This window comes from Limnomicrobium aquaticum, from assembly GCF_040545545.1.
Taxonomy (GTDB): Bacteria; Pseudomonadota; Alphaproteobacteria; order Rhizobiales; family Rhizobiaceae; genus Ensifer_A; species Ensifer_A aquaticum.
Window position 1 is genome coordinate 1 of record NZ_JBEPMB010000028.1, and the last position, 1,603, is coordinate 1,603.

The following is a 1,603-nucleotide window of genomic DNA, read 5'->3' on the forward strand; positions in this document are numbered from 1 at the left end:
CCGCTCGGGCTACGCCCTCCCGGGGCTCTCATGCGTGCGCCACAGTGGCCGACTTTTGCGCCGCCGCGTGGCCGGTTTTTACTCCGGCGTTGACACATAATCCCGAGCTTCGCATAATTCCGATTGAGGGCAATCGGCCTGATTGTCCGCTCAACGCTGTTGTTGTCGATCTCGATGCGCCCATCGGTCAGGAAGAGCTTCAGACCATCCCAGTATTTGGCGATGTAGGCCAAAGCCTCGCCGAGCGGGGACTTTGCAGCAACACGGGCACGGTGATGGACGAGCCAGGTCTGCATGTCGGCGACCAGTGGTGCTGACCGCTCCTGTCGCCCGGCAAGACGAGTCTCCGGATCGAGGCCTCGTAGCTCGGCCTCGATCCGATACAGTTCGCTGATGCGTTTGACGCCGTCCTCGGCAATAGGTGCTGCTCCGTTGCGGGTGATCTCCACCAGCTTGCGACGGGCGTGTGCCCAGCAATAGGCAAGCCGAATGTCCGGTCCGACACGCTCTGGCGCGAGCAGCCTGTTGTATCCGGCATAACCGTCGACCTGCAGGATTCCCGAGAAGCCGTGTAATATCCGTTCTGCATGAATGCCCCCGCGACTGGGAGCGTATGTGAAGGCCACGCCCGGTGGAGCACCGCCGCCCCATGGACGATCATCCCGCGCCAGCGCCCAGAAGTATCCGGTCTTGGTCTTGCGGGAGCCGGGATCAAGCACCGGAGCACGGGTCTCGTCCATGAACAGTTTGGACGAGCGTCTCAGGTCGGCAATCAGCGCGTCGAAGACGGGACGCAGTTCATAAGCGGCTCGGCCGACCCAGTCGGCAAGCGTGGAACGGTCGAGATCGATGCCTTGGCGGCTCATGATCTGAGCCTGACGGTAAAGCGGAAGGTGGTCTGCATATTTGGAGACCAGCACATGGGCGATGGTGGCTTCCGTCGGCAGCCCTGCTTGGATCAGCCGTGCTGGTGCCGGAGCTTGAAAGACTCCGTCTGTGCAGGCACGGCACGCATATTTGGGGCGATGGGTGACGATTACGCGGAACTGTGCCGGGATCACGTCCAGCCGCTCAGAGACATCCTCGCCAATGCAATGCAGGCAACCGCCGCAGGCGCAGATCAGGCTTTCCGGCTCAATTACCTCCTCCACACGGGGAAGATGCTTTGGGAGGGAGCCACGATTAATCCCGCGAGGTTTGGCAATCCTCTTTCCGGCAGGAGCGTCCGCCTCATCCTCGGCATGGATCACGGCCATGGCCGTTTCCAAGTCTTCCAGTGCCAGGTCGAACTGGTCAGGATCGGCCTTCTCGGATTTGCGTCCGAAGGCTGCCTGTTTGAAGGCGGCGACCAGCTTCTCAAGCCGTTCGATCCGCTCGTCCTTGCGAGCGATATGTTCGTCCTTACTGGTTATCGCGACATCCTTGGCCGCCTCGCGGGCCTGCGCCGCGATCAGCATCGCCTTCAGAGCGGCAACATCATCGGGAAGTTCGGCGGCATCAAGCATAGCTGTCAACGCCGGAGTAAAAACCGGCCACGCGGCGGCGCAAAAGTCGGCCACTGTGGCGCACGCATGAGAGCCCCGGGAGGGCGTAGCCCGAGCGG

Annotated in this window: 1 protein-coding gene; it reads right to left on the reverse strand. The window is 62.1% G+C overall.

Translation table 11 applies throughout. The annotated features are described in order from the left end of the window. Positions 1–1,505, reverse strand: a 1,505-nt coding sequence (gene tnpC, locus ABID16_RS23605) for an IS66 family transposase (protein ID WP_354558829.1), incomplete at its 3' end; no start/stop codon positions are given. Between the last annotated feature and the right edge of the window lie 98 nt (positions 1,506–1,603).